Origin of the sequence: Kitasatospora sp. NPDC088783 (assembly GCF_044750705.1) — a bacterium.
Taxonomy (GTDB): Bacteria; Actinomycetota; Actinomycetes; order Streptomycetales; family Streptomycetaceae; genus Kitasatospora; species Kitasatospora fiedleri.
On record NZ_JBIVKJ010000001.1, the window covers coordinates 36,111 to 60,153 of the forward strand.

At 75.8% G+C, this 24,043-nt stretch carries 25 protein-coding genes; 18 read left to right on the plus strand and 7 right to left on the minus strand.

What is annotated here, in order from left to right:
• Positions 1–13 precede the first annotated feature (13 nt).
• Positions 14–409 (minus strand): hypothetical protein, encoded by a 396-nt coding sequence (locus ACIP60_RS00145; RefSeq protein ID WP_400678556.1) that lies wholly within the window; start codon positions 407–409, stop codon positions 14–16.
• A 173-nt stretch (positions 410–582) separates the two neighbouring features.
• Between ACIP60_RS00145 and ACIP60_RS00150 the strand changes: the two genes are divergently transcribed.
• The 8 genes from ACIP60_RS00150 (at position 583) to ACIP60_RS00185 (ending at position 11,057) form a co-directional block, all read left to right on the plus strand.
• Positions 583–1,038, plus strand: coding sequence for an ATP-binding protein (locus ACIP60_RS00150; RefSeq protein ID WP_400678558.1), 456 nt, complete (start codon positions 583–585; stop codon positions 1,036–1,038).
• A 95-nt stretch (positions 1,039–1,133) separates the two neighbouring features.
• Entirely contained in the window at positions 1,134–4,031 is a 2,898-nt protein-coding gene (locus tag ACIP60_RS00155; protein ID WP_400678560.1) for a helix-turn-helix transcriptional regulator, read from the plus strand.
• A gap of 240 nt (positions 4,032–4,271) precedes the next feature.
• Positions 4,272–5,807, plus strand: a complete 1,536-nt coding sequence (locus ACIP60_RS00160) for a family 16 glycosylhydrolase (RefSeq protein ID WP_400678562.1) — start codon at positions 4,272–4,274, stop codon at positions 5,805–5,807.
• A gap of 142 nt (positions 5,808–5,949) precedes the next feature.
• On the plus strand, positions 5,950–6,888 hold the full coding sequence (locus tag ACIP60_RS00165) for a carbohydrate ABC transporter permease (protein WP_400678563.1): 939 nt from the start codon (positions 5,950–5,952) through the stop codon (positions 6,886–6,888).
• On the plus strand, positions 6,888–7,808 hold the full coding sequence (locus ACIP60_RS00170; RefSeq protein ID WP_400678565.1) for a carbohydrate ABC transporter permease: 921 nt from the start codon (positions 6,888–6,890) through the stop codon (positions 7,806–7,808). Before ACIP60_RS00165 ends, ACIP60_RS00170 begins: the two co-directional genes overlap by 1 nt.
• Positions 7,809–7,852: 44 nt before the next feature.
• The gene (locus ACIP60_RS00175; protein ID WP_400678566.1) at positions 7,853–9,163 is read left to right on the plus strand and encodes an ABC transporter substrate-binding protein; all 1,311 of its coding nucleotides are present in this window, start codon (positions 7,853–7,855) and stop codon (positions 9,161–9,163) included.
• 179 nt (positions 9,164–9,342) lie between these two features.
• Complete coding sequence (locus tag ACIP60_RS00180) at positions 9,343–10,170, plus strand: IclR family transcriptional regulator (RefSeq protein ID WP_282203086.1); 828 nt, start codon at positions 9,343–9,345, stop codon at positions 10,168–10,170.
• A complete protein-coding gene (locus tag ACIP60_RS00185) occupies positions 10,167–11,057 on the plus strand; it encodes an SMP-30/gluconolactonase/LRE family protein (RefSeq protein WP_400678568.1) in 891 nt (296 codons plus the stop codon). The genes ACIP60_RS00180 and ACIP60_RS00185 overlap by 4 nt, the downstream gene beginning before the upstream one ends.
• 238 nt (positions 11,058–11,295) lie before the next feature.
• On the opposite strand, the gene ACIP60_RS00190 is transcribed toward ACIP60_RS00185, so the two are convergent.
• From ACIP60_RS00190 to ACIP60_RS00200, 3 genes are read right to left on the minus strand one after another with little or no spacing between them, the layout of a single operon-like run.
• Positions 11,296–12,018, minus strand: coding sequence for an SDR family NAD(P)-dependent oxidoreductase (locus ACIP60_RS00190; RefSeq protein WP_111555290.1), 723 nt, complete (start codon positions 12,016–12,018; stop codon positions 11,296–11,298).
• Positions 12,015–13,001, minus strand: a complete 987-nt coding sequence (locus tag ACIP60_RS00195; RefSeq protein WP_400678569.1) for a dihydrodipicolinate synthase family protein — start codon at positions 12,999–13,001, stop codon at positions 12,015–12,017. Before ACIP60_RS00195 ends, ACIP60_RS00190 begins: the two co-directional genes overlap by 4 nt.
• A gap of 3 nt (positions 13,002–13,004) precedes the next feature.
• Positions 13,005–14,162: a mandelate racemase/muconate lactonizing enzyme family protein gene (locus ACIP60_RS00200; RefSeq protein ID WP_400678571.1), complete on the minus strand. Its 1,158-nt coding sequence runs from the start codon at positions 14,160–14,162 to the stop codon at positions 13,005–13,007.
• Between the two features lie 111 nt (positions 14,163–14,273).
• Here ACIP60_RS00200 and ACIP60_RS00205 point away from each other — a divergent pair, with 111 nt between their 5' ends.
• The 8 genes from ACIP60_RS00205 to ACIP60_RS00240 all read left to right on the plus strand — a co-directional run bounded on the left by ACIP60_RS00205 (position 14,274) and on the right by ACIP60_RS00240 (position 20,628).
• Positions 14,274–14,918, plus strand: coding sequence for a bifunctional 4-hydroxy-2-oxoglutarate aldolase/2-dehydro-3-deoxy-phosphogluconate aldolase (locus ACIP60_RS00205; RefSeq protein ID WP_400678573.1), 645 nt, complete (start codon positions 14,274–14,276; stop codon positions 14,916–14,918).
• Positions 14,915–15,850 (plus strand): sugar kinase, encoded by a 936-nt coding sequence (locus ACIP60_RS00210; RefSeq protein ID WP_400678575.1) that lies wholly within the window; start codon positions 14,915–14,917, stop codon positions 15,848–15,850. The genes ACIP60_RS00205 and ACIP60_RS00210 overlap by 4 nt, the downstream gene beginning before the upstream one ends.
• A 150-nt stretch (positions 15,851–16,000) precedes the next feature.
• Positions 16,001–17,014: a metal ABC transporter solute-binding protein, Zn/Mn family gene (locus ACIP60_RS00215; RefSeq protein ID WP_400678577.1), complete on the plus strand. Its 1,014-nt coding sequence runs from the start codon at positions 16,001–16,003 to the stop codon at positions 17,012–17,014.
• The gene (locus tag ACIP60_RS00220) at positions 17,011–17,916 is read left to right on the plus strand and encodes a metal ABC transporter ATP-binding protein (RefSeq protein WP_400678579.1); all 906 of its coding nucleotides are present in this window, start codon (positions 17,011–17,013) and stop codon (positions 17,914–17,916) included. Before ACIP60_RS00215 ends, ACIP60_RS00220 begins: the two co-directional genes overlap by 4 nt.
• The gene (locus ACIP60_RS00225) at positions 17,907–18,818 is read left to right on the plus strand and encodes a metal ABC transporter permease (protein WP_400678580.1); all 912 of its coding nucleotides are present in this window, start codon (positions 17,907–17,909) and stop codon (positions 18,816–18,818) included. Before ACIP60_RS00220 ends, ACIP60_RS00225 begins: the two co-directional genes overlap by 10 nt.
• Positions 18,815–19,015, plus strand: a complete 201-nt coding sequence (locus ACIP60_RS00230) for a hypothetical protein (protein ID WP_400678581.1) — start codon at positions 18,815–18,817, stop codon at positions 19,013–19,015. Before ACIP60_RS00225 ends, ACIP60_RS00230 begins: the two co-directional genes overlap by 4 nt.
• The gene (locus tag ACIP60_RS00235; RefSeq protein WP_400678584.1) at positions 19,012–19,845 is read left to right on the plus strand and encodes a metal ABC transporter permease; all 834 of its coding nucleotides are present in this window, start codon (positions 19,012–19,014) and stop codon (positions 19,843–19,845) included. Before ACIP60_RS00230 ends, ACIP60_RS00235 begins: the two co-directional genes overlap by 4 nt.
• Before the next feature lie 198 nt (positions 19,846–20,043).
• On the plus strand, positions 20,044–20,628 hold the full coding sequence (locus tag ACIP60_RS00240) for a DUF5994 family protein (RefSeq protein ID WP_400678586.1): 585 nt from the start codon (positions 20,044–20,046) through the stop codon (positions 20,626–20,628).
• A gap of 93 nt (positions 20,629–20,721) precedes the next feature.
• On the opposite strand, the gene ACIP60_RS00245 is transcribed toward ACIP60_RS00240, so the two are convergent.
• Positions 20,722–20,877 carry a DUF6131 family protein gene (locus tag ACIP60_RS00245; protein WP_282203096.1) on the minus strand — a complete coding sequence of 52 codons (156 nt, stop codon included), beginning with the start codon at positions 20,875–20,877 and terminating at the stop codon, positions 20,722–20,724.
• Between the two features lie 121 nt (positions 20,878–20,998).
• Positions 20,999–21,694, minus strand: a complete 696-nt coding sequence (locus ACIP60_RS00250; RefSeq protein ID WP_400678587.1) for a WHG domain-containing protein — start codon at positions 21,692–21,694, stop codon at positions 20,999–21,001.
• A 141-nt stretch (positions 21,695–21,835) separates the two neighbouring features.
• Between ACIP60_RS00250 and ACIP60_RS00255 the strand changes: the two genes are divergently transcribed.
• On the plus strand, positions 21,836–22,468 hold the full coding sequence (locus tag ACIP60_RS00255) for a hypothetical protein (protein WP_400678588.1): 633 nt from the start codon (positions 21,836–21,838) through the stop codon (positions 22,466–22,468).
• A gap of 88 nt (positions 22,469–22,556) precedes the next feature.
• Here the strand turns inward: ACIP60_RS00255 and ACIP60_RS00260 are convergent, their stop codons facing one another.
• Positions 22,557–22,934 (minus strand): winged helix-turn-helix transcriptional regulator, encoded by a 378-nt coding sequence (locus tag ACIP60_RS00260; RefSeq protein ID WP_400678590.1) that lies wholly within the window; start codon positions 22,932–22,934, stop codon positions 22,557–22,559.
• A 49-nt stretch (positions 22,935–22,983) separates the two neighbouring features.
• On the opposite strand from ACIP60_RS00260, the gene ACIP60_RS00265 reads away from it, so the two are divergent.
• Positions 22,984–23,751: an alpha/beta hydrolase gene (locus tag ACIP60_RS00265; protein ID WP_400678591.1), complete on the plus strand. Its 768-nt coding sequence runs from the start codon at positions 22,984–22,986 to the stop codon at positions 23,749–23,751.
• Positions 23,752–24,043 lie beyond the last annotated feature (292 nt).

A 24,043-nucleotide genomic window follows, 5' to 3' on the forward strand; every position in this document is an offset into this window, starting at 1 on the left:
CGACGGCCGGGCGTCAGGCGTGCGGGGCCTGCTCGGCGCCGACCCGGACCTCGCGCTGCCGGGCGGCCCACGCGCGCATCCGCTCGACGGCCTCCGGGTCGTCGGCCGCGCCGGTGTCCAGCACCGTGGTCGCGCCGTCGCCGAGGTCGACGAACCGGTGCTCCATGGTGCCGGTGGCGACGATCGACAGCACGGCGAGGAGTTCCTCCTCCACCTCGCGGGTCAGGTGCGCCCGGTCCTCGGGGGCGAGGTCGAGGACGTGGTCCTCGGCGGGGGCGGCGAGGGAGGCCACCGCGGGGGCGAGGAGGCGGCCCAGCACCCGGAACTCGTCGGGGGACATCCGGGCCCGCAGGGTGTCGAGGTAGAGGCGGACCCGTTCGGCCCGGGTGGGGGTGGTGTCGTCGTGCACCCGGCCATCCTGCCAGCGCCCGCGCCCCGTTCCCGGCCCGGGGAGGAGAACGTTTCCGATCCGGGCGGTGAACCGTGCCGTTTCCTTGGGGTGCACCCCCTGACGCCGGGGGCGGGCCCGGGTGGGACAACGGAGGGAGAGCCCGCCAACCGCACCCGCTGGAAGTGATCGCCGTGGCCACGACCGAGATCCCGACGGCCCCCCGCCCCGCCCCCGCCGTCCCCGCCCCCGCGCCCGCGCCGGGACGGGAGGGGGAGCACTGGGCGGTCGAGCACCGCCCCGACGCGCTCGGGCCGCTCCGCCGGTCGGCCCGGGCGTCGCTGAACTCCTGGGGGGTGGAGCCCGCCGCCGCCGACGCCGCGGTCCTGGTGGTGTCCGAACTGGTGACCAACGCGGTCCGCCACGCCCTCCCGCCGGTCGCCCTCCGGCTCCGCCACGACCGCGCCGACCGCCGGCTCTGGGTCGAGGTCACCGACGGCGGCCCCGCCCGCACCGCCGCCCCCGACCTGCCGCCGCCCGACGAACACGGCCGCGGACTGCTCCTCGTGGCCACCCTCGCCCTCGCCCACGGCGCGCGCCCGCACCACGGCGGGACGGTCGTCCGCTGGGCCTGCGTCGCGGCGGGCTGAACGCCGGGCCCGACGCTCGGCCGACCGCGCCCGCTCCGGCCGGTCGGACCGCCCCTGACCTGGACCGATCCGGTGCGAGCGGCGAAGATGGGCACGTGAGCGCCGAACCCGGGCCGCCCCCGGCCCCCGTACCGGACGCGGCACTCCTCGAACGCGGCCACGAGTCGGCCGTCCTCGACGCGACGGTCGCCGCGGCCGGGCGCGGTGCCGGGGCGGCCGTGCTGCTGGAGGGGGTGGCCGGGATCGGGAAGAGCGCCCTGCTGCGGTACGCCCGCGACCGGGGCCGGGCGGGCGGCGTGCGGGTGCTCACCGCGCGGGCCACCGAGTTGGAGACCAGTTTCGCCTTCGGTGTCGTGCGGCAGTTGCTCGAACCGCTGCTGGCCGCGGCACCCCCCGAGCGGCGGGCGGCCCTGCTGGTCGGCCCGGCACTGGCCGCCACCGCGGTCCTCGCACCGCTCCGGGAGGAACCGGCGGCGGCCAGGCCGGCGATCGGCGACTTCGCCGCGCTGAACGGCCTGCTGTGGCTGGCGGTGAACGCGGCCGAGGAGGAGCCGCTGCTGCTCGTCGTCGACGACCTGCACTGGTGCGACCCGCCGTCGCTGCGCTGGCTGGCGTTCCTGCTGCCCCGGCTGGCCGAGCTGCGGATCGCCCTGGTCGCCGCCGTGCGCAGCGACGAGGCGGTCGAGGCCCGGCCGCTGCTCAACCAGGTCGCCACCGACCCGGCGTTCACGGTGCTGCGCCCGCGCCCGCTCGGCCGGGGCGCCGCCGCGGAGTTCCTGACCCGGGCGCTGGACCGGGGTGGCGTCGAACCGGACTTCGTCCGGGCCTGCCACGACGCCACCGCGGGCAATCCGCTGCTGCTGCGCGAGCTGGCCCGGGCCGTGCGCGAGCAGGACCTGCCGACCGACGCCGCGCACGCCGGGTACGTGGTGGACCTCGGGCCGCACGCGGTGGCCCGGCTGGTGGAGCGCCGCCGGGACCGGCTCGGTCCGCGGGCGCAGCGCTTCGCCGCCGCGCTCGCCGTGCTCGGCGACGACGCGCCGCTGGCCGACGCGGCGGCGCTGGCGGGCATCGACCCGGGCACCGCGCTGCGCTGCCTGGACGAGATCGGCCACCCCGGCACCGTGCACGACGGGGAGGGCTCCGCGGCCGGGCGCGGCCCGCGCCGCCTGCGCTACGTCCACCCGCTGATCCGGGCCGCCGTGTACGCCTCGATCCCGGCGGCCGACCGGGCCCTGCTGCACCGCCGGGCCGCCCGGCTGGTGGAGGCCAGGACCGGCGACGGCGACCCGGCCCGGATCGCCGCGCACCTGCTGCACGCGGTGCCCGCCGCCGACCCGCACGCGGTGGCGCTGCTGCGCCGGGCCGCTGCGCGGTCGGCCGCGATGGGCGCGCCCGCCGAGGCGGCGGTGTTCCTGCGCCGGGCGCTGGAGGAGCCGCCGCCCGAGCCGGAACGGGTGCCGCTGCTGCTGGAGCTGGCGGAGGCGACCATCACCCAGGACATCGCCGCCGCGGCCGGCCACCTGCGCACCGCGCTGCGGCTGGCGTCCGGCCCGGTGGAGCGGGCTCGGATCGCGGCGCTGCTGGGCGAGGCGGCGACCTACGTGCAGCCGACCGAGCAGGCGATGGCCGACCTGGAGCACGCGGTGGCGGCGCTGGAGCGGGAGGAGGGCGGCGTTCCGGCGGAGGACCTGCGGCGCCGGCTGGCCGCCACGATGCTGTTCACCGCGTTCGCCTCCCGCTCCGGCCGGGGGGAGCTGGCGCGGCGGATGCCGCGGCTGCGCGAGCTGGCCGAGCACGACGGTCCGGGAGCCCGGATGCTGGACTGCGCGATCGCCTACCAGGACGCCATGACGGGCCGCCCGGACGCGGCGGACCGGGCCCGGCGCGGGCTGTCGGGCGGGCTGCTGGAGCCGTCCGAGCACACCGTCACGGCGCTGGCGCTGGCCCTCGCGGTGCTGCTGCTGGCGGAGGACCCGGGTGCGGCGGCCCGGCTGGACGCGCTGACGGCCGACGCCCGGCGGAGCGGTTCGCTGCGCATGCTGGCCTCGGCGAGCACCGTCCGGGCCCGCGGCTGGCTGCTGGCCGGGCAGTTGGCGGAGGCCGAGACGGACGCCCGGGAGGGACTGGCCGCGGCCCGGATCTACGAGCGGACGGGGCTGCGGACCACGGTGCTCGGCCCGGTGGTGCGGGCCGCGCTCGGCGAGACGCTGATCCTGCGCGGCGACCTCGACGAGGCCGGGCGGGTGCTGGCCGCCGCCGGACCGGCGCACCTGCTCGGTGCCCCGCGGGCCCGGCTGCGGCAGGCCCGCGGCGACGCCCCGGCGCTGGTGGCGCGCGAGGCCCTGGAGGCGGGGAGCGCCGCGGAGGCGATCGGGGTGCTCAACCCGGCCATGGTGCAGTGGCGGGTCCCGGCGGCGCTGGCCCTGCACGCGGACGGCCGCACCGGGCAGGCCCGGGAGCTGGCCGTCCGGGAGCTGGAGCTGGCCCGGCGGTGGGGCGCCCCCGCGCCGGTCGGTCGGGCGCTGCGGCTGCTGGCCGACCTGGCGCCGGACCGGGTGGGCGCGGTGGAGCTGCTGCGGGAGTCGGTCGCCGTGCTGGAGGGGTCGGCGGCGCGGCTGGACCTGGCGGCGGCGCGGGCCGACCTCGGGGTCGCGCTGCACGCGGCGGGCCGGGCGGCGGAGTCCCGGGCGGTGCTGCGCGCGGCGCTGGACGCGGCCGACCAGTGCGGGGCCCGGCCGCTGACCGAGCGGGTGCGCGGGGCGCTGCGGGCGGCGGGCGCGCGCCCGCGCCGGGCGGCGCTGTCCGGGCCGGGGGCGCTGACCCCCAGCGAGCTGCGGGTGGCCGAGCTGGCGGCGGCGGGGGCGACCAACCGGGCGATCGCGCACCAGCTGTTCGTCACGCCGAAGACGGTCGAGGTCCACCTGTCGCGGATCTACCGCAAGCTCGGCATCTCCGCCCGCACCCAGCTCGCGGCGGCGCTGAGCGGCTGAGCGGACGGCTGCGCGGACGGCTGCGCGGGCCCCTTACCCGACCCCCCGATCTTTTCCGTCGCCGCGGCTGCGGGGTGTCCGTCCGGGGCGGCCCGGCGTTGACTCGTCCTTTCGGGCCGGTGTTCCGTCGTGCGCCGCAATCGGTGGATCTGTTCATCATATGTTGCATGCCTATTGCTAAAAGCGGATGAGCTAGCCACGATATGAGCCACCACCCACCAGTTCGAAAGGCGGTCCCCCATGACTGCTGGCCCTGTCACGCGCCTGCGTCGCCGCACCCTCGCCGGAACGGTCGGCCTCGCCACCGCCCTCGGCCTGCTCACCGCGGTCGGCCCGGCCGCCGCGACGGCCGGTGCGACCGGCGCGCCCTGCGCCGACCCCGCCGGCGTGAGCTACCCGCTGCCCTGCCTGCGGCAGGTTTTCGCGGACGACTTCGACGGCACCGCGCTCGACCCCGCGAAGTGGAACGTCCGCCAGACCTCCTGGTCGAACGACTCCAACGTCTCGGTGAGCGGTGGCGAGCTGAACATCGACATGAAGCGGGTGAGCGCCTCGGCCGGGAAGGACGGCTTCCGCGGCGGCGGCATCTCCTCCAGGCAGCGCTTCGGCTACGGGTACTACGAGATCACCGCGACCCTCCCGCAGTTGACCCCCGGCTGGCACCCGGCGTTCTGGACCCAGCTGTGGGACGGTGCCGAGGGCCGTCCGGTGTACGACCGGCCGTTCACCGAACTCGACGTGTTCGAGGTCCAGTCGGTGGCCCCGCACGGCACCGTCCCCGCCACCACCAAGCTCGACGGCGGCGTCATCACCTGGAACAACAACACCTCCGGCAACGACATCAAGAACTCCGAGTTCAAGCCGCGCTTCCCCTGGAAGAAGGCCGACGGCACGCCGCTGTGGAACGAGCAGCACCGCTACGGCCTCTACTACACGCCCACCGCGCTGACGTACGTGCTGGACGGCACGCCGATCGGCACCGTGCCGAACCCGGTCCGGGACCCGATGCCGGGCACCGCGAGCTACCCGGCGGCGTCCTACAACTCGCCGATGTCGATCTGGATCTCGGCGGTGCTGACCACGCCCGCCTACATCGGCGCGGACGTCCCGGTCGGGACCAGCTTCGGCACCTACCGGGTGGACCGGGTCGCCTACTACGCGCCCGACGGACAGGTCCCGCCGGTGGACGACCCGACGCCGCTGCCGGACGCGTTCACCACCGTCGCGGAGGACTTCGCCGACGGAGCGGCCCGCTGGTGGAAGAAGCCCGGTTCGACCTGGACCACCGTCCCGGCCGGGACCGGCCACGGCCTGCGCCACCCCTCGGCGCAGGGCGACGCGATCGCCCTGCTCGGACAGCCCGTCACCGACCCGCAGCCGCCCAACACCCTCCCGTTCGCGCCGGACTGGACCAACGTCGCGGTGGAGGCGACCGTCACGCTCGACGGCGCCGGCCAAGGGGCCGGGCTGATGGCCCGCGCCAAGGACGACCAGAACTACTACTACCTGCAACTGCTGCCCGCCAAGCAGCAGGTCGCGCTGGTGCGCAAGGCGGACGGCGTCTCCACCGTGCTGGCCACCGCCCCGGCGGCCAGCACGCCCGGGACGGCGTACCGGCTGAAGCTGACGGTGGAGGACAACACCCTGACCGGCTACGTGGACGGGGTGCGCAAGCTCGCCAAGGACGACTTCGCCTTCGGCACCGGTCGGATCGGGCTCAAGGGCTACCAGCAGGCGTTCACCGCCTCCGATCTGACGGTCACCGCCCTCGGCTGAGCCGGCGCCCGGGCGGGGCGGCGGCACCCCCGACCTCCCGCCGCCCCGCCAGGCAACGGATTCATATAGTAAATCTGACATCCATTTAATGGATGTGTATTCCGGGATACGGTGACGTGTCGTCACAGTATGAGGAGTGAACATGGCGATAACCACCGAACCCCCGCCCGTCCGGACCGCGGACCCCACCCCCCGCCCCGCCGCGCGGCCCCGGTCGGCGGGCGCCCGGGACCGCACCTTCGGCTTCATGCTGGCCGCGCCCGCGCTCACGCTGTTCCTCGTGGTGGCCGTCTACCCGCTGCTGGCCGGCATCGCGACGAGCTTCTACGACCAGTCCCTGATCCGGCCCGAGCGCAGGTTCGTCGGCCTGGACAACTACACCGCCGTCTGGCCCGACTTCGTGGACCGGCTCGGCACCACCCTGGTCTTCTCCGGCCTGGCCACGCTCTTCCCGCTCGCCGTCGGCCTCGCCCTCGCCGTCCTGCTCAACGCCCGGCTGCGCGGGCGCGGCCTGCTGCGCGGCGCGCTGATGCTGCCGTGGCTGCTGCCCGGCGTGGTGGTCTCCTTCCTGTGGGCCTGGATCTTCAACGACAGCTACGGCGTCCTGGACCACCTGCTGTCCGGCCTGGGCCTGCCCCAGGTCGACTTCCTCGGCCGCCCGGCCACCGCGATGCTCGCCGTCGTGGCCGCCAAGACCTGGAACTCCTTCCCCTGGGTGATGGTGGTCGCGCTCGCCGCCCTGCAGTCCCTGCCGCGCGAGCAGCTGGAGGCCGCCGCCCTGGACGGCGCCACCCGCGCCCAGCGCTTCCGGCACGTCTCGCTGCCGCACCTGGCCGGGCCGGTCGCCCTGGTCGCGATGCTGGAGTTCATCTACAACTTCGGGTCCTTCGACATGATCTTCGTGATGACCGGCGGCGGCCCCGGCACCTCCACCATGACCCTCGCCGTCAGCCTCTACCGCTACGCCTTCACCGAGTTCTCGCTCGGCCGAGCCGCCGCGATGGGCGTGCTGTGGCTGGTGTCCCTGTCCGTGGTGTGCGCGGGCTACTTCCTGCTGGACAAGAAACTGGAATCCCGCTGATGGCCCTGCTCGCCCCCCGTTCCCCCGGCACGCCCGCCCGCAAGCCCGCCCGCCGGGCCGCCCGCCGCGCCGCCCGCCAGGTCGGCGAGGGCATCACCGCCCCGGCCCTCGGCCCGTGGGGCCGGATCGCCCTCACCGCCCTCGCCCTGTTCGGACTGCTGCCGGTCTACTGGCTCTTCGCCACCGCGTTCATGCGCCGCGGCGACGTCTTCGCCGCCGACCGCCCGCTGTTCCCGGTCCACCCGACACTGGAGAACTTCCGCGCGTTCTTCGACGACCCGGCCCTGCTGCACGCCCTCGGCAACTCCGCGGTGGTCTCCACCGCCACCGCCGCGGTCTCGGTGCTGGTCTCCGGCCTGATGGCGTACTCGCTCTCCAAGTTCCGCTACCGCGGCCGCAACGCCATCATGGTGATGTTCCTGCTGGGCCAACTCCTGCCCGGTGCCCTGCTGCTGGTCACGCTGTACCTGATGTTCAGCGCGGTCGGACTGCTGCACACCTACACCGCGGTGGTGCTGGCGTTCACCACCTTCACGCTGCCGCTGTCCGCGTTCCTGCTCAAGGGCATCATCGACGGCCTGCCGGACGAACTCATCGAGGCCGGCCGGGTCGACGGCCTGTCGAACACCGCGATCCTGTTCCGGATCGTCTTCCCGCTGATCACCCCGGGCCTGGTCACCGCCGGGATGTTCGCCTTCATGCGGGCCTGGAGCGACCTGCTGTTCGCCCTCACCCTGGCCGGGCCCGACCGGCAGACCCTGCCGGTCGGCCTGACCACGGCCTTCATCCACGAGGGCGCCGCCGACTGGCCGGCCCTGATGGCCTCCTCCGTGGTGACCTCGCTGCCGCTGGCCGTCGCCTTCGTCGCCCTGCAGCGCTACTTCGTCTCCGGCCTCGCCGCCGGGGCCGTCAAGGGCTGACCGCCCGCCCGCCCACCCTCGCCCCCCGTTCCCCAGGAGCAGCGATGTCCTTCACCCCCGACACCCACCGGCCGCTGTCCCGCCGCGGCCTGCTCGCCGGCCTCGGCGCGCTCGGCGTCCTCGGCGCCGCCGGCCTGACCGGCTGCTCGACGCCCGCCCCCGCCAAGTCCGCGGCCGGCGGCGCCACCGAGATCGGCACCATCAACTTCTACAACAACGTCCTCGGGGAGGAGTCGCAGAAGGCCGCCTGGCAGGCCGCCGTCGACGGCTGGCAGAGGAAGTCCGGCCGGAGCGTCAAGCCGGTGATCTACCCGTACGACCAGGCGTCCACCCAGCTGGCGCTGGCCGCGAGATCCGGCGACTTCGCCGGCGTCGGCCAGGCCGGGCCCTGGCAGGTGCTGGTGCCCACCGGCATCCTCGCCGACGTCTCCGACCTGGCCGCCGGGATGAGCCTGCCCAGCCGGATCACCGACTCGCTGCGGATCGACGGCAAGCTGCACTACCTGCCGGTCAACGCCTCCGGCATCGGCCTGGTCGCCGACGGCCGGATCGCCGACGAGGTCGGCCTGCGGGCCGGGCTGGGCGTGGAGGAGTTCGCCGCCGCCCTGGAGCGGATCAAGAAGCAGGACGCCAAGCTCATCCCGTACGCCGCCGTCACCAAGAACCCCGATCTGAAGGACGCCGTCCACTGGATGTGGGGCTGGGGCAGCCCGGTGGTCACCGACGACCGCAAGGTCACCATCGGTGACGCCGAGTCGGTCGCCGCCGTCACCTGGTACAAGCAGCTCCAGGACGCCGGGCTGACCAAGTCCGGGGTGGCCCGCGGAGACGCGCGCATCCTGTTCGCCCGGGGCCAGGCGGTGCTGTACGACGACGCGCCGCTGGCCCGGAAGTTCGTCACCACCAACGGCGGCAGCGCCGAACTGGCCTCCGCCGTCCGCCCGTTGCAGCGGCCGCAGGCCGGGGGAGCGCCGTCCTTCAACCGGTTCTGGGGCAGCGGCCTGTTCTGCAGCTCCGGCAAGGGCGAGAAGACCAGCAAGGACTTCATCGCCTACGTCGCGGGCGACCTGGCCGCCGCCACCGCGCTGTACCAGCAGTCCGCCCTGGCCCCCGCCGACGCCACCGTCGCCGCCCAGGTCCCGGGCCTGGCCCAGGACACCTTCCAGACCCTGTTCCGCACCGAGATCGCCGACCACTCGCGGGCCGCGGCCTGGGACCGGCTCGCCGCCTACGCCCAGATCGACACCGCGATCGGCGACGGCGTCGCCGCGATCCTGGCCGGGCAGAGCCAGGTGCAGAGCGGCCTGAACGACCTGCGCAAGAAGGTCGAGGACATCCTCGCCCAGAATCCCTGAGCCGCCCCTGAACCGCCCCCGCGCCGACCTGCCCCGCCGCCCCTCCGGGCGGCGGGGCAGCCGCCGCTGGTCACGGGGCCGCGGTGGCACCTCAGTGGTACGCATGATATGCAAGCGTGTTGCAACTTGTGGATAGCCGATGGCGCGGCCGGAGCGGCCGCGCCCGACCGAGGAGGGCCATGACCACCGAATCCGGGGCCGGCACCCAGGCCGTCGAACGCGCCATGTCGCTGCTGCTCTGCTTCTCCGACGAGGACAGCGAACTGCGCATCTCCGAACTCTGCGCCCGCACCGGACTGGGCCAGTCCACCGTCTCCCGGATGGTCGCCTCGCTCGACCGGCTGGGCTTCGTCGTCCAGGACGCCCGCACCGGGCTCTACCGGCTCGGCCCGACCTCGGTGACGCTCGGCTCCGTCGCCCTCAACAGCTCCCCGCTGTTCCGCGCCGCCCGGCAGCTCGCCCAGAACCTCGCGCAGAGCACCGGGCTCGGCGTCAACCTCGCCGAGTTCCGCGACGACCAGCTGTTCTACCTGTGCAACTTCGAGGGCGCCCGCTCCCCGAAGAACTTCACCATGGCCGGGCGCACCGCCCCGCTGCACGCCACCGGCATGGGCAAGGCCGTCCTCGCCGACCTCGACCCGGACTACGTCGACGCCTACTACGCGGCCGGCCGGGCCGACGGCTACACCCCCCACACCCTCACCGACCTCGCCGCGATGCACACCGCGCTGGCCGAGGTCCGCAGCCGCGGCTGCGCCACCGAGGTCGAGGAACTCGCCTTCGGCCGGGCCTGCGTCGCCGCCCCCATCCGCGGCCGCGCCGGGAACGTGGTCGCGGCGCTGTCGCTGAGCGGCCCGCTCTCCGAACTCGACCTGCCCCACCGGCAGCAGGAGTGGGCGCTCACCGTGATCGAGGCCGCCGACGAACTCTCCGTCGGCCTCGGCTTCTCCGTCACCCGCGCCCCCCAGCCCCGGCTGCCGGCCGCCACCGCGGAGCCCGCGCGGTGAACCCGCCGCTGCGGCGCACCGCCCTGCCCCGCACCCGCCTCGGCGAGTGCCCCCGGCCGGACGCCGCCACCGCCACCCTGAGCTGGGTCGACCTGGTGGCCGGACGCCTCTGGCGGGCCGACGCCCGCCCCGACGCGGACGAGCCGCTGGGCGCGCCCGTGCTGCTGGCCGAGTTCCCCGGCGAGACCGGCTGCGCGGTGCGGGCCGGGGACGGCGCGGACTGGCTGGTGGCGCTCGGCGGCGCGGTCGTCCACTGGCGGCCCGGCACCCCGCCCGCCGCCGCCCCGGTCGTCGCGCAGCTGGAGGCCGACCCCGGCCCGGCCCGGCTCAACGACGGCGCCGTCGACCCGCACGGCCGCCTCTGGGTCGGCTCGATCGGCCACCGCCGCCCGCTCGAACCCGTCGCCCGCCTGCACCGGCTCGGACCCGACGGGACGCCCGCCGTCCTGCTCGACGGCATGCTCGCCGCCAACGGCATCGGCTGGAGCCCCGACGGCACCCGGGCGTACGTGGTCGACACCGGCCGCCGCCTCGTCCACCGGCTGCGCACCGACCCGTCCGACCCGACCGCCCCGCCCCGGCCCGGCGGCCCCCCGCTGCCCGTCCCGCAGGGCCTGCCCGACGGCCTGGCCGTCGACCACGAGGGCTGCCTCTGGGTGGCGCTGTGGGACGCCGCGGCCGTGGTCCGGCTCGCCCCCGACGGCACCGAACTGCGCCGGGTGGAACTGCCCTGCTCCCGCCCCACCGCCTGCGCCTTCGTCGGCCCGCACCTGGTGATCACCACCGCCGCCGTCGCCGGCGAGGAGGCCTCCGGCTGGACGTACACCCTGGACGTCGGCGTCGGCGGCCCCGCGGCGCGCCGGGCGGTGCTCCCGGCCGGGGGCTGAGGCGGGGGAGTGCCGCTGCGCGGGGCGTCGGGGGCGGAAGGGGGGAAGTGCCGTGGGGCGTCCGGCGGTCGGGGGCCGCTGCTGGGGACGGCGGGTCCGCCGCAGCGCGGGGCGCCGGGGGCGGACGGGGGAGATGTCGCGGAGCGTTCGGAGGCGGAGGGCCGCTGCTGGGGACGGCGGTGTCGGCGGGGCCCCGCCGGCTCGTGACGGGCGAGCGGGCGGGGCACCGGGGCGGGGGTCAGGCGCCGTCGTAGAGGCGGGCGCGCAGGTCGGGGCGGAGGAAGGCGGCGGGTGAGGCCACGGACAGGCCGCCGTCGACCGGGAGGACCACGCCGGTGACGAAGGTCGCGCCGGCCAGGAAGTGCACCGCGTGGGCGACCTCCTCGGGGCGGCCGACCCGACCCAGCGGGTAGCCGTCGGCGACGTGCGGGAGGTGCTCGTTGCCGATCATCCCGGGCGCCACCGCGCTGACCCGCACCCCGCGCGGCCCGTAGTCCAGGGCGAGTTGGCGCACCAGCCCCTCGACGCCCGCCTTGGCCGCCGCGTACCCGGGCAGCCACGGCGCGGCCAGCGTCGCGTTCACCGAGCCGACCGCGACGACCGCCCCGCCCGGGGGCAGCACCCGCAGCGCGGCGGCGGCCGGGAAGAACGCGGTGTCCAGGGTGTTGTCGAGCGCGGCGCGCCACTGCTCGGGACCGATCTCGTGCGCCCGGCCGGGCGCCATCACGGCCGCCGCGAGGACCAGCACGTCCAGGCCGCCGAGCAGGTCGACGGTGCGGGCCACCGCCCGGTCCGCGCCCTCGGCGGTGCCGGCGTCCAGCACCAGGGAGTCGGCGAGCGCCGGGTCGGGGTCGGGCTCGACGCTGACCCCGACCACCCGGTCCCCGCCGCGGGTGAAGACCTCGGTGATCGCCCGTCCGATCGGGGAGGAGCTGCCGATCAGCAGCACGGCCCGGCTCACCGGACGCCCGCCCGTCCGGCGCGCTGCGGCCCGGCGTTCCCCGGCTCGGCGCCCTCCCGCCGCCCGGCGGGCACCCGGCCGGTGGCGGGCGCCAGTTCCAGGTCGGCCAGCACGTCGTCCAGGGCGCGGGCGGTCAGCGGGTCCAGGTCCTGGGCGGGCAGCCGGACGGCGGCGGAGGCGATCACCCCGCGCCGGCGCAGCACCTCCTTGTGCACCGCCCACGCCTGCCCGGGCCGCATGCCGAGGTGGATCAGCGGCAGCAGCCGGGTGAACCCGGCCCGGGCGGCGGCGGTGCGCCCGGCGGCCAGGTCGTCCAGGACCGGGCGCAGCAGGTCGGTGAATTCGCAGGCGGGCATGGTGCCGACGCTGCCGTTGGCGTACTCCTCGCACAGCGCCGCCGCGTTGAGCCCGCCGAGGACCGCGAAGCCCGGCCCGGCGGCGGCGGCCACGGCGGCCATCTTCACCGGCGTGGGCGGGGCCTCCACCTTGACCGAGGTGATGCCGGGGACGGTGGCCAGCACGCCGATCGCGGCGGCGTCGATGGCGACGCCGGTGACGCCGGGCGCGTCCTGCACCATCACCGAGGCGTCGGTGGCGGCGGCGAGCGCGCCGTAGAAGTCGATGACCTGCCGGCGGTTCGGCTTGGCGAGGAACGGCGGCAGCACCATCAGCTGGTCGGCGCCGCCGTCGGCGGCGAGCCGGGCCTGCTCGACGGCGACCACCGTGCCGGTGCCGTTGACGCCCGCGACCAGCGGGACGTCCGGACCGGCCACGGTGCGGACCTCGCGCAGGACGGCGCGGCGCTCCTCGGCGGTGAGCGCGAAGCCCTCGCTGGCCATGCCGAAGACGGCCAGCCCGTCGGCGCCGGCGGCGAGTTGGAACTCGACCAGGGTGCGCAGCGAGAACAGGTCGAGCGCGCCGGTGTCGTCGAACGGGGTGGCGAGGATGGGGACGAGCCCGGTGGGGGTGCGGGTGGGGGACAACGGTCAGCTCTCCTCGGCGAGTCGTTCGACGGTCTCGGTGTCGACCTCGATGCCCAGGCCGGGGCCCTCGGGCAGGGTGAAACCGGCCGGTCCGGCGGTGATCGGGGTGCGCAGGACGCGCTGCGCGTAGGGCAGCGGGGTGGGCTGGTACTCGAAGAACGGGCAGTCGGCGGTGGCGGCGGAGGCGTGCAGTCCGGCGGCCAGCGCGACCCCGAGGCCCACCGAGTGGTGGTGGGCCACCGGCACGTGGTGGGCGTCGGCCAGCGCGGCGATCGCGGTGGCCTCGGTGAGGCCGGTGCGGGCCACGTCGGGCTGGGCGACGGACAGCGCGCGGCGGGTGATCCAGTCGCGGAACTCGTAGCGGTTGCGCAGGCACTCGCCGACGGCGACGGGGGTGGCGATCCGGCCAGCCAGTTCGCGGTGGCCCTCGATGTCCTCCGGGGCGAGCGGGGCCTCGAAGAACAGCGCGCCGCGCCGGTCGAGTTCGCGGCCCAGACGCAGCGCGTCGGCCAGCGAGTAGACCCAGTGCGCGTCCAGGGCGATCCGGACGCCGGGCGCGGCGGCGGCCACCGCGTCGTAGGTGGCCAGGTCGGCCTCCACGCCCTGGCCGGCCGCCAGCTTGATCGTGGTGGCGCCCTCGACGGCGAGCCGGGCGGCGAGGGCGGCACGGCGCTCGTCGGTGGGTTCGGCCAGCCCGGAGACGTACGCGGGGATCTCGGTGCGGTGGGCGCCGCCGAGGAGTTGGGCGACCGACAGGCCGGTGGTGCGGCCGAGCAGGTCCCACAGGGCGATGTCGAGGGCGGCCATCGCGTCGGCCTGGTGGCCGGTCAGGTGGCCGCGTTCGCGCATCAGGTCGCGCATGCCGTCCCAGAGCGGCCGGACGGCGCGCGGGTCGCGGCCGGTCAGCCAGGGGCCGAGCATCCGGTCGACGATCGCGCCGACCACCTCGGGGGCGACGGGGGCGAGCGCCTCGCCCCAGCCCTGCTGGCCGTCGTCGGTGGTGAGGCGGACCAGCAGCGTCTCCATCCGGGCGGAGTAGAGGCTGCGCCACGGCGGGCGGGTGAAGTAACCGGGGTCGTCGTCCCCCACCGCGCCGTCGGTGGGGCCGGACGGTCCGGTGGGCTGTTTGAGGATGAAGGTCTTCACATCGGTGATGCGCAAGGGAGCTCCCAAAGTTGGATCATCCGCATTATGGCTTGGCACTTGCGTATGTTGAAAGTAGTATCCACGCTCACCGGGGTACGAGAAACCCCCTGACCACCGGAGGAACCCGTGGACCTGCTGACCGAACTCACGGACCGCAAGGTCCTGGCCGTCGTCCGCGCCGACACCCCCGACCTCGCCGTCGCCTGCATCCGCACCCTGGCCGGGGCCGGGGTCACCGCGCTGGAGGTCTCGCTCACCACCCCGGGCGCGCTGGACGCCATCGCCCGCGCCCGGGCCGACAGCCCGCCGGACGTCCTGATCGGCGCGGGCACCGTCCTCACCGCCGAGCACGCCGAACTGGCCGCCACTGCCGGCGCCTCGTTCACCGTCACCCCCGGCCTCACCCCCGGCGCGCCCCGCAGCACCGCCCTCGGCCTGCCGCTGCTGTGCGGCGCGCTCACCCCCACCGAGGTCCTCGCCGCGCTCGACGCCGGCGCCACCGCGGTCAAGGTCTTCCCCGCCGCCACCCACGGCCCCGGCTACCTGCGCGACCTGCTCGCCTCGCTGCCGCACGCCCCGCTGATCGCCATCGGCGGCATCGACGCCGCCGCCGCGCCCCGCTACCTCGCGGCCGGCGCCCGCGCCGTCGGCGTCGGCTCGCCGCTGCTCGGCGACGCCGGACGCGGCGGCAGCCTCACCGCCCTCGCCGAACGCGCCGCCCGCCTGCTGCGGGCCGTCGGGCACCGCGACACCCCGGCGGCGGCCCGATGAGCGGCGTGCTGGCCGTCGGCGAGACCATGGCCGCCCTGCGCACCGCCGCCCCGCTGCGGCTCGGCGGCCCCGCCCAACTCTCCGTCGCCGGCTCGGAGAGCAACGTCGCCATCGGCCTGGCCCGGCTCGGCCACGAGGCGCACTGGCTCGGCGCGGTCGGCGCCGACCAGCCCGGCGAACTCGTCCTGCGCACCCTGCGGGCCGAAGGCGTCGGCCTGCGGTACGCCCGCACCGCGCCCGGGGCGCCCACCGGCTTCATCGCCTTCGACCGGGCCGCGCACGACACCACCCGGGTCAGCTACCACCGCACCGGCTCCGCCGGGTCCACCCTCACCGCCGCCGAGACCGCCGCCGCCGTCACCTCCTGCGCCCCCGAACTGGTGCACCTCACCGGCATCACCCCGGCGCTGTCCGCCACCGCCCGGGCCGCGACCCTGGCCGCCGCCCGCACCGCCCGGGCCGCCGGAGCCCGGGTCACCCTCGACGTCAACTACCGTGCCCGGCTGTGGAGTCGGGGCGAGGCCGCCGCCGTGCTGCGCGAACTGCTGCCGTGGGTGCACACCGTCTTCGCCTCCGAGGACGAACTCGACCTGCTCACCCCCGCCGCCGACCCCGTCCCCGACCTGCTGGCCCGGGGCGCGGCCGAGGTGGTCGTCACCGCCGGAGCGGCCGGGGCGCACGCGCACACCCCCGACGGCAGCCGCTCGCTGGCCGCCCTGCCGGTCGCGGTGGCCGACAGCATCGGCGCGGGCGACGCCTTCGTCGCCGGCTACCTCTCCGCCGCGCTCGACGGACTGCCGACGGAGGACCGCCTCGCCCGGGGCGTCACCGCCGGAGCCTTCTGCGTCGGCGGCCACGGCGACTGGGAGTCCCTGCCCACCCGCGCCGACCTGGCGCTCCTCGCGCGCGGCGGCGGCACCGCCCTGCGCTGACCGTGCTGCGCTGACCGGCCCGCGGGAGTGCCCGGCGGCAGGTCAAGATTCGGCAATGATTTTCATCTCGGCCATGAACTCATGGTGATGAAAACCGTTTCCATCTATGGTGAGGGGGTTCGCACCCCCCTGCCGAGGAGCACCACCGCCATGCGCATCTCCGCGCCCGCCCGACCTGCCCGATCCGCCCGACCTGCCCGATCCGCCCGACCGGTCCGGCTCGCCGCCGCCACTGCCGCCGCGCTGGCGCTGGCCGCCACCGCCGCCTGCTCGACCAGCCCCGCCAAGTCCGACGCCGCCACGGGGGCGGCGGACGCGGCTGCGGGTGCGGCAGGTGCGGCGGGGAGGACCATCCGGGTCGCCGCCGCGGAGAGCTTCTGGGGGTCCCTCGCCGCCCAACTCGGCGGCGAGCACGTCGAGGTGAGCGACATCATCAGCAACCCGGACGCCGACCCGCACGACTACGAGCCGACCGCCGCCGACGGCCGCACCGTGGCCGGCGCCCGGTACGTCATCACCAACGGCATCGGCTACGACGCCTGGGCGGACAAGCTGCTCGCCGCCAACCCCGCCCCCGACCGCACCGCGCTCAAGGTCGGCGACCTGGTCGGCATCCAGGAGGGCGGCAACCCGCACCAGTGGTACTCCCCGGCCAGCGTGCACCGGGTGATCGACCGGATCACCGAGGACTACCAGAAGCTCGACCCCGCCGACGCCGCCTACTTCGACCAGCGCCGGACCGAGTTCCTCGGCACCGCGCTCGCCCCCTACGACCAGCTGATCGCGCAGATCAAGGCCACCTACGCCGGCACCCCGATCGGCGCCTCCGAGTCGATCGTCACCCCGCTCGCCGAGGGCCTCGGCCTCCGGCTCCTCACCCCCGAGGGCCTGCTCGACGCCGTCAGCGAGGGCGCCGACCCGACGGCCGCCGACAAGTCCACCGCCGACCGGCAGATCAGCGGCAGGCAGATCGGCATCTACGTCTACAACAGCCAGAACGACACCCCGGACATCAAGGCCCAGGTCCAGGCCGCCAAGGCGCAGGGCATACCCGTCGCCACCGTCACCGAGACGCCGGACCCGGCCACCGCCTCCTTCCAGGACTGGCAGCTCGCCGAACTCCGTGGCATCGCGGACGCGTTGAAGCAGGCGACCGGCAAGTGACCGCCGCATCCGCCGAGCGCGCCACGACCCGCCCGTCCGACCCCGGTCCCGGCCCCGCCGCCGGAAGCGGCCCCGGCCCCGACCCCGGCCCCGCCGTCCGCCGGCCCGTGCTCGAACTGCGCGGCGCCGCCGCCCGGGCCGGTGGGCGCACGCTCTGGTCCGACGTCGAACTCACCGCCCGGGAAGGGGAGTTCACCGCCGTCCTCGGCCCCAATGGGGTCGGCAAGTCCACCCTGGTCAAGCTGCTGCTCGGCGCGGTGCCGGCCGCCGCCGGCGAGGTCCGCGTCCCGGAGCGCACCGCCATCGGCTACCTGCCGCAGCGCCGCACCTTCGACGCGGGCGTCCGGATCCGCGGCACCGACCTCGTCCGCCTCGGCCTCGACGGCCACCGCTGGGGCGTCCCGCTCCCCGGACTGCGCGCCGCCACCCGGGCCCGCCGCCGCCTCGCCCGCCAACGCGTCGACGAGGCCATCGAGTTGACCGGCGCCACCGGCTACGCCCGGCGGCCGGTCGGCCAGTGCTCCGGCGGCGAGCAGCAGCGCCTGCTGCTCGCCCAGGCCCTGGTCACCCGCCCCCGGCTGCTGCTGCTCGACGAACCGCTCGACAGCCTCGACCTGCCCAACCAGGGCGCCGTCGCCGCGCTGCTCGGCCGGATCTGCCGGGAGAGCGGGGTGTGCGTCGTCATGGTCGCCCACGACGTCAACCCGATCCTGCACCACCTCGACCGGGTGGTGTACCTCGCCGAGGGCCGGGCCGTCTCCGGCCCGCCGGCCGAGGTGATCACCTCCGCCACCCTCAGCCGCCTGTACGGCGCCCCCGTCGAGGTGCTGCGCACCGGGGACGGCCGACTGGTCGTGGTCGGCGTGCCCGAGGACTGCCGGAGCTGTGGCCCGTGCTGCTAGCCGACACCGCCGCACCGGCCTTCTCCTGGAACCTCGCCGCCGACCTCCGGGACATGTGGTCCTACCTCTTCATGGTCAACGCGTTCCGGGCCGGGGCCGTGGTCGCCGTGGTCGCGTCCGCCGTCGGCTGGTTCATGGTGCTGCGCCGGCAGACCTTCGCCGGGCACACCCTGTCCGTGGTGGCCTTCCCCGGCGCCGCGCTCGCCACCCTGCTCGGCCTGCCCGTCCCGCTCGGCTACCTCGGCGCCTGCACGGCCGCCGCCCTCGGCCTCGCCCTGCTGCGCGACAGCGGCCGGGCCGGGGCGGCGCAGGAGTCCGCGGCCACCGGCACCGTGCAGTCGTCCGCCCTGGCCTGCGGCTTCCTCTTCGTCACCCTCTACAAGGGCCTGCTCGGCGGCCCGCAGGCCCTGCTGTTCGGGACCTTCCTGGGCATCACCACCGGCCAGGTCGTGCTGCTCACCGCGGTCGGCGCGGCCGTCCTGCTGGCACTGGCCCTGATCGCCCGGCCGCTGCTGTTCGCCACCCTCGACCCGGACGTCGCCGCCGCCCGCGGCGTCCCCGTCCGGCTGCTCGGCGCCGCCTTCCTGCTCCTGCTGGGCACCGCGACGGCCGAGGCCGGGCAGATCACCGGCAGCCTGCTGGTCTTCGCCCTGCTGGTGATGCCCGCCGCCACCGCCCAGGTGCTGACCGCCCGGCCCGCCCTCGGCCTGCTGCTGAGCGCCCTGATCGGCCTCGCGGCCTGCTGGCTCGGCCTGTTCGCCGCCTACTACCAGCCCTACCCGCTCGGCTTCTTCGTCACCACCTTCGCCTTCGCCGGCTACCTGCTGGCCCACCTCGGCCGCGCCCTGCACACCGCCCTCGGCCGCACCCGCGGCCCGCTGCCCACCGGAGCACCGGCATGACCGCCGCCCGCCGCCGGTCCTGCCACCGGCTCCTCCACCGGCCCGCCCCGTCGGCCGGCACCGCGATCGCCGTCGCTGTCGCTGTCGCTGTCGCCGTCGCCGTCGTCCTCGCCATCGGTGACGCCTTCGCCATCGGTGACGCCCCGCCGCCCGGTGCGTCCGGCCGCCGCCCGCCCCTCGGAGCACCGGAACGATGAACGCCCTCCACCAGCCCTTCTTCCAGCACGCCCTGCTGGCCGGCACCGCGATCGCCCTCGCCTCCGGCCTGGTCGGGTACTTCCTGGTGCTGCGCGCCCAGACCTTCACCGGCGACACCCTCAGCCACGTCGCCTTCACCGGTGCCATGGCCGCCCTCGCCGGCGGCTACGACCTGCGGCTCGGCCTGTTCGCCGCCACGGTCGGCGCCGCCCTGCTGCTCGGCGCGCTCGGCCGCCGGGGCCGACCCGACGACGTGGTCATCGGCACCCTGTTCTCCTGGATCCTCGGCCTCGGCACCTTCTTCCTCACCCTGTACGCGACCCACCGCGGCGCCGACCGGGGCAACGCCGGGATCAGCGTCCTGTTCGGCTCCGTCTACGGCCTGGACGCCGCCCGGGCCGCCACCGCCGCCGCGATCGCGGCGGTCATCGCCGCGGCCGTCCTGCTGATCGCCCGCCCGCTGCTGTTCGCCACCCTCGACGAAGCCGTCGCCGCCGCCCGCGGCGTGCGCACCGGTACGCTCGGCCTGGTCTTCCTCGCACTGGTCGGCGCCTGCGCGGCCGAGGCCACCCAGGCGGTCGGCTCGCTGCTCCTGCTCGGGCTGCTCGCCGCGCCCGCCGGCGCCGCCGTCCGGCTCACCGACCGCCCCTACCGGGCGCTCGGCCTCTCCGCCGCCCTCGCCGTCCTGGAGATGTGGGCCGGACTCGCCCTCTCCGTCACGGTGCCCCGACTGCCGCCCAGCTTCAGCATCATGGCGGTCGCCACCACCTGCTACGCCGCCGCACTGCTGGTCCGCCCGCAGGCCCGGGTCCGTCCGGCGGCAGGCTGATCGCGCCCCACGGCCGGGGCGGAAACCGCTCCCCGGAAACTGACCCCCGGAAACAGGGTGGGTTCGGGGCCGACGGAGAGTAACCTGGAGATCACCGAAGGCACTTCGCATGCCGGCACCGGATACTGGCGTCGTCTCCGGCGAACGGCAATGCCGGACCGGCCCGTTCGGGCCAGGCCCGGAGACAGGTGCTTGGCCATGACCGCGATGCTCGATCGTGCGACGACGCCCACCGCCCTGGAATCCACCCCACGGCTCTCCCTCGCCCCCCAGGGGGTCCGGCCCGGCCGGCTGGACGGGGCCTGGTGGCCCCGCTCGCGGGACCTCCTCCTCGAACTGCCCTCCCTGGCCGCCGAACTCGACCGGCGGTGGGGCCGGGTCACCCGGATCACCGTCAACCCCGCGCAGTGGCCCGTCATCCCCCGGCGCATCCCGGTCACCGGGCACGTCGTCCACGCGGGCTGGTTCACCGTCGAGCAGGACGAGCACCTGATCAGGGTCTGCTCGTACACCCCGCGCAGGCTGGACCTGCTGGTCGTCCCGCCGGAGACGGACCCCGTCGACGCGGCCCGGCTGATGACCGCGGCGGCCGACCCGGCCAACGTCCGGACGGCGAGCGCGCTGCTCGCCGCGCCCGCGCAGCCGGACGACGACCCGGCGGGGGAGGCGGCCCGCTCCGGCTTCCTGCCGTCGGCCGCCGAGCCCGCCGACGGAGCCGGCGCGGCCGGGGAACGGGCCGAGGTCGCCCGCGACCGGGCCGCCGCCTGGCCCGGACGGGCGTAACGAGGGGCGGCCGACGGGCCGTTCGTGGGCGCGGGGCGCCCGGTCGATCGTGACCGGGCGCCCCGTCCGTGCTGCGGGGTGGACGGTGCCGGGTCACCAGTAGTGGCGGCGGCCGGCGATCTCGTGCCCGAGCGCGCCCGCGAGCACCAGGCCGAGGCCGATGACCGCGAGGATGATGCCGATGGTCCACAGGACCGGGATGCCGGCGATGAAGCCAATGACGAGGAGGATGACTCCGAGGGTGATCATGGTGGCCTTCGTTCCTGTTCCCCCTGGTGAAACGGTGCTCCGCTGGGCGGAGGCGGTGCTGTTCCCTTCGATGGCGGTGGCGGTCCCCGGTGCGACGGAGGTCAGGGCGGTGCGGCGGGGGTCAGGGCGGCTCGGCGGCGAGGCCGGAGAGGAGGAGGTCGAGGCCGCGTTCGAGTTCGGCGGCTCCGTCGTAGCAGACGAGTGCGGGGGCGAGGCCGCGCAGGACGGGGAACTCGCGGATCGGAAGCCGGTACAGGCCCAGCCGGAGCAGGGCGTCGGTCTCGTCGGGGTTGTCGACGAGTTCCTGCAGCTCGTTGAGGACGTGACCGTGCAGCAGCCCGATCAGGGAGCGGTAGGCGTGCAGGGCGGCGGTGCCCGTGAAGCCCGCCCTGACGAGCAGGGCGAGGATGGCTTCGAGCGGGCGGAGGGTGCCGGTGGGCCGCAGCGCGAGCGGCGTGGCGAGGGGACGGGTGACCAGCAGGGGGACGGCGTTGGGGTGGTCGAGGGCGAGTCGGCGGTAACCGCGGGCGAAGGCGCGCAACTGGCCGGTCCAGTCCGGGTCGTCGGCGTCGACGGTGAGCCGGCGCAGCAGCGTGTCGGCGACGCCGTCGAGCAGGGCGGCCTTGTTGGGGGCGTGCCGGTACAGGCTCATCGGATCGCGCCCGAGGGCCCGGGCCAGCCGCCGCATGGACAGCTTCTCGACGCCGTCCCGGTCGACGATCTCCAGCGCGCAGCCCAGCACCCGCTCCAGGCTGAGCCGCTCCACGGCGGGTGGTTCGACCTCCCGCGCGGAGGCGGGAGCCTCGGAAACGGCCATCGTGGCGCCTCCTCGTCGGGCGGGCCTCGTCGTGCCGGGGTGAGCACCGGTGACGCAAAGTTCGTGGACATCCGGTGTGGACACCAGTGTAGTCCGGACGTTGACTGTAGGCATACGACGTAGACCCCTTGGGAGCACGTCATGCTCGTCATCCTCGGACTTGTCCTCCTGGTCGTCGCGGCCGTCGTCGCGGTGGCGGGAATCCTCGGCAACACCGGCAGCGCGCACCAACTCGCCGACTCCTTCGCGGTGTTCGGACACCACATGACCGGCTCCACCGGGATGCTGTTCCTCTGGGGCGTCGTGGTCGGAGCGGTCGGCATGCTCGGCCTGGCCCTCCTGCTGGCCGGCGCCCGGCGCGGCGCGACCGCCCGGCGCGGACCGCGACACTCCCGCCGCGCGGCGGCGGACGCCCGCGAACGCCGCGACGCCCTTGCGGAGGAGCACGCCCACGCGGAGGAGCGCGCCCGGGACGAGGAACGTGCCGAGGTCGAGGAGCATGCCCGCGCCGAGGAGCGCGTCCGAGCCGAGGAACGTGCCGAGGTCGAGGAGCATGCCCGCGCCGACGCGGAGTCGGCCGAGGGGCGCCGCGAGAAACGCCGCGGGGAGCGTCGTGAGGCGTACCGCCAGGAGTTCGCCCGACAGCGCGAGGCCCTGGCCAAGGAGCCGGATCACGCGCGGGAGCAGACCGCGGGCACCCGGACCGGCCCGATGCCGCAGGACGGCCCCGAACCCGGGAGCGCCGACCGGAGCCGCCAGTCGCACCTGCTGTGACCCGGGACGTCGCCGACGCGCGGGACGGTCGGGCAGCGGGACGGTCGGGCAGCGGGGCAGCGGGGCGGCCGGGCCGCCGGGCCGCCGGTCAGGCGTCGGCTGCCGGTCCGTTCTCCGCCGCCTCCTGGAAGTTGACGACGGCCTCCCCGTGCGCCCGCGCCCAGTCCGGCAGGGCGGCGATCGGCCCGACGAGGGTCGTGCCCAGTGCGGTCAGGCGGTACTCGACCCGTGGCGGGGCCTCGGCGTACGCGCGGCGCTCGACCAGGCCGTAGCCCTGCAGCCTGCGCAGCGTCTGGGTGAGCACCTTGCGCGAGACGCCGCCGATCAGGTCGACGAGTTCGCCGTGCCGGCACGGTCGGCGGCTGAGCGCGAACAGGACGACCACCGCCCACTTGTCGGCGATGATCTCGATGGCCGGCCGGGCCGGGCAGTCGGCGAGGAAGACGTCCTCCGCAGGGTCGCGCACGGGCCGAAAGGTACCAAGGGGTACCTGTCGGCTGCGTAGCGTCCTGGACATGAGTACACCGCGAACGGAAACCTACGTCCTCGTCCACGGCGCCTGGCACAACGGGCGCGTCTGGGACCGGGTGGCACCCCTGCTGACCCGGGCCGGGCACCGCGTCCTCGCCCCCTCGCTCACCGGCCACGGCGAGCGGGAGCACCTGCTCGGCCCGGAGGTCGGGCTCGACACCCACGTCGCCGACGTCACCGGCCTGATACTGGCGGAGGACCTCACCGACGTGGTGCTGGTCGGGCACAGCTACGCGGGGTTGATCACGTCCGCCGTGGCCGACCGGCTCCCGGACCGGATCGCCGCACTGGTCCACCTCGACGCGATGGTCCCGGCCGACGGCGAGAGCGCGCTCGACATCATGCCCGTGACCGGGCACCTGCTCGAACTCGCCGCCGGCACCGACACCCCCTGGCGCATCCCGCCGCTGCCGGAACTGCCGCCGCCCGCCGGCCTGTTCGGCGTCACCGACCCGGCAGACGCGGCCTGGCTGCGCACCCTGCTCTCCGACGAGTCCGCGCGCTGCTTCCAGCAGCCGGTCCGGCTGACCGACCCGGCCGCGGACGCCATCCCCCGCACCCACATCCACTGCGTCGGCAGCGTGCCGGAGGGCGTCGTCCGCCGCCCCGTCCCCGCGACGCAACCCAACGGCACCCCGTCGCGGGTGTGGCAGCTGAGGAGCGGCCACGACTGCATGGTCACCGTGCCGGACCAACTGGCCGAACTCCTGCTGAAGGTCGTCCACGGCAGCGAGGAACCGCAGCCCGCCTGATCGTGCGGCGGGTCGGTCGGAAGGTGCGCCGTGGGTGACTGCCGGGTGCCGACGGATTCCCGGCGGGGTCGTCAGCCTGGCGCAGACCTGGCCGCCACGGGGGAGGCGGCCCCGGGGAGGACGTCCACCACCGCGCACGAGACCGGCTGCGGGCCGGGCGAGGACCGCCAGGGGGCGGCAGGTGCGACGGGAACGGTGAGCGGGACGGGTGCGGCAGGCGTGACCGGACGGTGGCTGCCCCGCTCGGCCGGATGCTTACGGGAGGGTCGGCGTCGGCGTGACCTCGGGGCTG